This window comes from Roseovarius halophilus (ex Wu et al. 2025) (genome assembly GCF_047086965.1).
Genome location: NZ_JBKOTX010000285.1, coordinates 1 through 5,171, shown reverse-complemented (window position 1 = coordinate 5,171; position 5,171 = coordinate 1). Strand labels below are relative to the sequence as shown.

The 5,171-nt window shown below is 70.4% G+C and carries 6 protein-coding genes and 1 pseudogene; 2 read left to right on the top strand and 5 right to left on the bottom strand.

The genetic code is table 11. The features are described 5' to 3' along the window. The 4 genes and pseudogenes from ACH107_RS29625 to ACH107_RS29610 all read right to left on the bottom strand — a co-directional run. Positions 1-960: pseudogene (locus tag ACH107_RS29625) on the bottom strand (molybdopterin molybdenumtransferase MoeA); the annotation flags it as partial. After that, on the bottom strand, positions 957-1,448 hold the full coding sequence (gene mobB, locus ACH107_RS29620) for a molybdopterin-guanine dinucleotide biosynthesis protein B (protein WP_412509301.1): 492 nt from the start codon (positions 1,446-1,448) through the stop codon (positions 957-959). The gene mobB and the pseudogene ACH107_RS29625, both read right to left, overlap by 4 nt. Continuing rightward, positions 1,445-2,086, bottom strand: a complete 642-nt coding sequence (gene mobA / locus ACH107_RS29615; protein ID WP_412509300.1) for a molybdenum cofactor guanylyltransferase MobA — start codon at positions 2,084-2,086, stop codon at positions 1,445-1,447. The genes mobB and mobA overlap by 4 nt, the downstream gene beginning before the upstream one ends. A gap of 85 nt (positions 2,087-2,171) precedes the next feature. Beyond that, positions 2,172-3,062 (bottom strand): formate dehydrogenase accessory sulfurtransferase FdhD, encoded by an 891-nt coding sequence (locus ACH107_RS29610; protein WP_412509299.1) that lies wholly within the window; start codon positions 3,060-3,062, stop codon positions 2,172-2,174. Positions 3,063-3,116: 54 nt separating this feature from the next. Here ACH107_RS29610 and ACH107_RS29605 point away from each other — a divergent pair, with 54 nt between their 5' ends. Then, the gene (locus tag ACH107_RS29605; RefSeq protein ID WP_412509298.1) at positions 3,117-3,857 is read left to right on the top strand and encodes an AzlC family ABC transporter permease; all 741 of its coding nucleotides are present in this window, start codon (positions 3,117-3,119) and stop codon (positions 3,855-3,857) included. Continuing rightward, positions 3,850-4,173 carry an AzlD domain-containing protein gene (locus tag ACH107_RS29600; protein ID WP_412509297.1) on the top strand — a complete coding sequence of 108 codons (324 nt, stop codon included), beginning with the start codon at positions 3,850-3,852 and terminating at the stop codon, positions 4,171-4,173. Before ACH107_RS29605 ends, ACH107_RS29600 begins: the two co-directional genes overlap by 8 nt. Positions 4,174-4,181: 8 nt before the next feature. Here the strand turns inward: ACH107_RS29600 and ACH107_RS29595 are convergent. Continuing rightward, on the bottom strand, positions 4,182-5,171 hold a 990-nt coding region (locus tag ACH107_RS29595; protein WP_412509296.1), incomplete at its 5' end, for a M48 family metallopeptidase.

Below are 5,171 nucleotides of genomic sequence, written 5' to 3'. Positions count from 1 at the left end.
AGGCCCGAGGGCCTGTTCTTCGCCTAGCTGTCGGCGGCCTCGACCAGTCCAGTCCACCCCGGCGGGCAGGGCGAAACAGTCGTCGCGCAGCGGCGGCGGCGCCAGCCCGCCGGCGGCACGGTCGAGCTTGTCCTCGTGTCCCAATCCCATGATCCAGCCCTCCTCGGGTGCGTCCACCCGCAACATGGCGCGCATCTCGGCGTCGGGCAAGCGGGCCATCGCCCGGGCCAGCAGCCGTACCTGGTGCGCATCGCGGATACCGCCTGCCGCCTCGGCCCGTTTCACCGCGCCGTCGATCAATCCCGGCCAGATCTCGACGACCGCCACCGCCGCGTTCAGCGGGTCGAACGGCCAGACGGCGACATCGCCGGCAAACCGGCGGCGCAGCCGGTTCAGCACCGGCAGCCCGGTCAGCACCTGCGACCCGACCGCCCCCGCCCCGGCCAGTTGCCAGCAGGTGAAACTGCCCTTGGCGCGGGCGTCCGCGGCGCGGCGCTCGGGGAAGGGATTGGCGTAACCCGCCTTGGTGCGCGGCAGGCCGGCGATGTCATGGTTCGGCCGGGCATTGCCCCAGAACGGGCCGCGCCCGTGGCCCACGTCACGGTTGATCCGGCCCGCCACCTCGAAGCGGTTGTTGCCGCGCGGGCCGTCATCGATCCGGGCCGTCAGCCAGTCCCAGACCGCCAGCGGGTCGTCCTGCCCCGTCAGCGCCCGCGCGAAACCGGCGGGATAGCCGAAAGGGAAATCCAGCCCGATCAGCAGGCGGCGGCCGGCTTGGCGTTCCGTCCCGATCAGGGCGGCCAGCGCCTCCTCGGCCTCCACACGGTTGCGCAGGTAGCGCGGCGCAAGCTCTTCGCCGTCCCGCACCAGCCCCAGCCAGATCGCATCGCGGCGCGGACGGGGGCCGGTATCGTTGCCCCCTGACCAGTCCACCATCGCGAAACTGTCAAAGGCGGTCAAAGACCGACCTCCCGAAGGATGAAGCCGGCGATGCCGCACGTGTCATCCAGATCGAAGACAGGCCGGTCCAGGTCAAGCGGCGTATCACTGGCCACCGCGCGGATCGTCGGATCGCCCGGCGCGATCAGCGCGTTGCCGGTCACGGCGCGATGCGACTCGATCTTGGGGTGGCGGTCACGCTTGTAGCCCTCGACCAGTACCAGATCGACCGGTGCGAGCTTGCCGAGAAGCGACTCCAGCCCCGGCTCGTCCTCCCCGCGCAGCTCGTGCATCAGGGCGAACCGGTTGCGCGAGGCCAGCAGAACCTCCGTCGCACCGGCGACGCGGTGGCGGTGACTGTCCTTGCCCGGCTGATCCACGTCGAACCTGTGATGGGCATGCTTGACGGTCGAGACGCTGACGCCGCGCCCCGCGATCTCGGATACCAGCCGTTCCGTCAGCCCCGTCTTGCCGGCATTCTTCCAGCCGGTGATCCCGTAGACCTTCATGCCCCGGCCCCCGCCATCGCGCGGGCCGTCGCAAGGTCATCGGGGGTGTTGACGTTGAAGAACGGATCGCCCGGGTCGTCGAATACCGCCTCGCGCCCGTCATGGCGCTCGGTCCACAGGACGACCTTGCGCAGCCCCTCGCGAAGCGCCTCGCGCAGATCGTCGCGCAGCGCGACGGGCCACAGGCCGAAGGTCGGATGCCGGATCAGGCCCGAGCGGGACATGGATTTCGTTTCCTCGGCCCGCTTCGGCGTCGCGGCAAGGACAAGCGGTTGCGCCTGCCCGGCGGCGGCGCCCCCCAGACGCGGCGCCAGGTCGCCCGGAAAGAAGGGCGTGTCGGCGGCCACGGTAACGATACGGTCCGCGCCCTCGCCGGCGGCCCAGTCCAGCCCCGCCAGAACACCGGCCAGCGGGCCGGGGTGATCCGCCACCGGGTCGGGCAGCACGGGCAGGCCGAACCGCGCGAAGCGGCCGGGATCACCATTGGCATTGAGCGCGATACCATCCACCTGGCTTGCCAACCGCTCGATCACGTGATCGAGGATCGTGGCGTCGCCCAGCGGCAAGAGCGCCTTGTCGCCCCCGCCCATCCGGGTGGCCCGGCCCCCGGCCAGGATGATGCCGAGCGGGCGGGTCACGGGCGGATGTTCCCGTGCCGGAGCCCAAGAAAATAAGTATTTTCTTGGCAATTTTCTGCGCAGAAAATTGCGCCCGCGGCCCGCGTCATGCCCCGGCCCCCTTGCGGCGATGCCTGGGGCTTTCCTCGGCGATGTCTGCCGGGTCGGCGTCGCGCAGCAGCCGCTCTTCCCCGCTCAGGCAGACGAAACGCTTGCCGCGCAGCCGGCCGACCAGCGTCAGCCCCACCTGTCGCGCGATCTCCACGCCCCAGGCGGTGAAGCCCGAGCGCGACGCGAGCGCCGGAATCCCCATCAGCGCCGTCTTGATCACCATTTCCGAGGTCAGCCGCCCGGTGGTGTAAAGCAGCTTGTCCTGCGCGCCCACGCCTTCCGAGAACATCCAGCCGGCGATCTTGTCCACCGCGTTGTGCCGGCCCACGTCCTCCATGTAGACCAGCGGCCGCGCGCCCCGGCACAGCACGGTACCGTGGATCGCCCCGGCCTCGAGGTAAAGCGACGGCGTGCGGTTGATCCGCGCGGCCAACGTGTACAGGTCCGACGTCCGGATGGCGAGGTCGGGCAAGTTGACCTGTTCCAGCCCCTCCATCATGTCGCCGAACACGGTGCCGACCGCGCAACCGCTGGTGCGCGTCTTCTTCTTGAGCTTTTCCTCGTAGCTGGTCTGCCCGTCAGTGCGCACGACGACGGTGTCCAGGTCCGCGTCGAAATCCACGCGATGCACCACTTCCTCGGGGCGCAGCATCCCCTGATTGCGCAGGAAGCCCAGGGCGAGGTACTCGGGATAATCCCCGATCGTCATGGCCGTGACGATCTCCTGCCCGTTGAGGAATATCGTCAGCGGCCGTTCCTCGACCACGGCGAGTCGCGTGGGCTGGCCGGCGTGATCGACGCCGTCGACCGTCCGCGTCAGCCGGGGCGCCGTGGGGTCCGGCGCGATGACATAGTCGGCAAGGTCGTCCGTTCTGGCCAATTGCATCTCCTTTCGCGGCAGGCTACGCCCTGAGCGGTAAGCGCAATCTAGGACCATGCGGTGCCGACGGAAACCACCAAATCCATTTTCCTGCGCGGGGTGAAGGACGGGTCGCCCTTCATCCTCGTGCTGGTGCCCTTTTCGACGCTCTTCGGCGTGGTCGCCACGGAGGCGGGGCTGGACGTGTTTCAGGCGCTCAGTTTCTCGGTGGCCGTTCTGGCGGGCGCGGCGCAGTTCACCGCGCTGCAGCTTCTGGCCGATGACGCGCCGACGTTCATCGCCATCCTGTCGGGGCTGGCGGTGAACCTGCGCATGGCGATGTATTCCGCCGCGCTCACGCCTTACCTGGGGCCGGCGCCGCTCTGGCAGCGGGCTTTCGTGTCCTATTTCACCGTCGACCAGACCTATGCGTGCTCGGCCCTGCAATACGAGCTCAACCCCGATTGGACCATCCGGCAGCGGCTGGCCTATTTCTTCGGGGTGGCGACGCCGCTTTGCCCGTTCTGGTATTCGTTCACCGTGGTGGGCGCGATGGTGGGCACGGCGATCCCGGGCGAATTCGCGCTGGACTTCGCGATCCCGATCACCTTCATCGCGCTCATCGCGCCGATGTTGCGCACGTGGGCGCATGTCGCGGCGGCGCTGACATCCGTGGTGGTGGCGCTGATCCTCGCCAGCCTGCCCTACAACCTGGGGCTGATGGTGGCGGCCGTCGCCGCGATGATGGCCGGTGCGCAGGTGGAGCTGTGGGCGGAACGGCGCCGCGCCCGCCAAGGGCAAAAGGCCAGCGGCAATGGATAACGCGACCGTCTGGATCACGATTGCCGGGCTGGGGCTGGGCAGCTTCGCGCTGCGCTTCGTCTTCATGGGGATCATCGGCGACCGGCCCTTGCCGCCGTGGTTGCTGCGGCACCTGCGTTACACGGCGGTCGCGGTCCTGCCGGGGCTGGTCGCTCCGCTGGTCCTGTGGCCGGCCGCCACGGGCGGGCAGCCCGACCTGCCGCGGCTGGCGGCGGCGTTCTCGGCGCTCGGGGTGGGGCTGGTCACGCGCAACGTAATTTTCGCGGTCCTGTCCGGGGCGGGGGTGCTGTTTCTGGGGCTCTACCTGCAGGGCTGACGGCGCGATCAGCGGCATATCCCGCGCAGCGCCCGCCACTGGTCGGCCGACAGGGCCGGACGCGTGGTGTCCTGCTCGGCCGCGTTGCGGCGCGCGCGGGCGGCGCGTCGCTCGCTGGCGGGATGGGTGGCGAGGTATCCCGGCAGGCGCGGGCGGCCCTTTTCGCGCGCGGTCAGGTGCTCGAAGAAGTCGGCCATGCCGCCGCTGTCGATCCCGGCGCGGGTCAGCATCTCCAGCGCGAACCTGTCCGCCTGCCGTTCGGCCTCGCGCGTGTAGCTTGCCTGCAGCATCCGCTCGCCGAGGAAAACCGCCAGCGCGCCGCCGGTGAAATCGCCCATCACGAGCGACAGCAGCCCCGCGGATCCGGCCGCGCGCAGGGCATGGCGCGTGGCGTCCCGGCGCCGGACATGGCCGATTTCGTGCGCGAGGACGGCGGCCACCGCGTCGGGGCCGTCAACGGCGTCCAGCAGGCCGCGCATCAGCACGATCTGCCCGCCCGGCGCGGCGAAGGCATTGACCATGTCGTGATCGAGAACCGTCACCTGCGGGGCGGTGTCCGGCCCCGTCGCGCCGGTCAGCCGGGACAGCAACGTGTCAAGCGCGTGGCGGCCATCCGGCGCGGTGCAATGCAGCTCTCCCAGCTCCGTCGCGCCGAGGGCCCGTTCGATCTGGGCCGTCACCGCCCGGCCGAAGGCACGCTCGCGCTCGGGCGGGATAAGGCCGGCCAGCGTGTCGGCCATGCGCGGCAGGATCACGAACAGCATCAGCGCCAGCGCCCCGAGCGCCAGCGCGCCGCGCTTGACGATGCGCGCGCGGGCGCCCTCGTGCAGGTCCTGCCGGGCCAGGTCGGGGCACAATGCGGTGATACGCCGGATCAGTTCGCTGTCCGTCACGCGCAACCGGGCGGCGCCGCGTTTCGTCTCGTCCCCGGCCTGCGCCAGCAATGCCAGCGTCAGGCGCCGGTCCTGCGCGTGATCGGGCAGCGCGCGCAGCCGGTC

Coding starts and splice junctions, on each gene's coding strand:
- mobB (WP_412509301.1), bottom strand. CDS start 1,448: ATGAAGGTCTACGGGATCACCGGCTGGAAGAATGCCGGCAAGACGGGG.
- ACH107_RS29610 (WP_412509299.1), bottom strand. CDS start 3,062: ATGCAATTGGCCAGAACGGACGACCTTGCCGACTATGTCATCGCGCCG.
- ACH107_RS29600 (WP_412509297.1), top strand. CDS start 3,850: ATGGATAACGCGACCGTCTGGATCACGATTGCCGGGCTGGGGCTGGGC.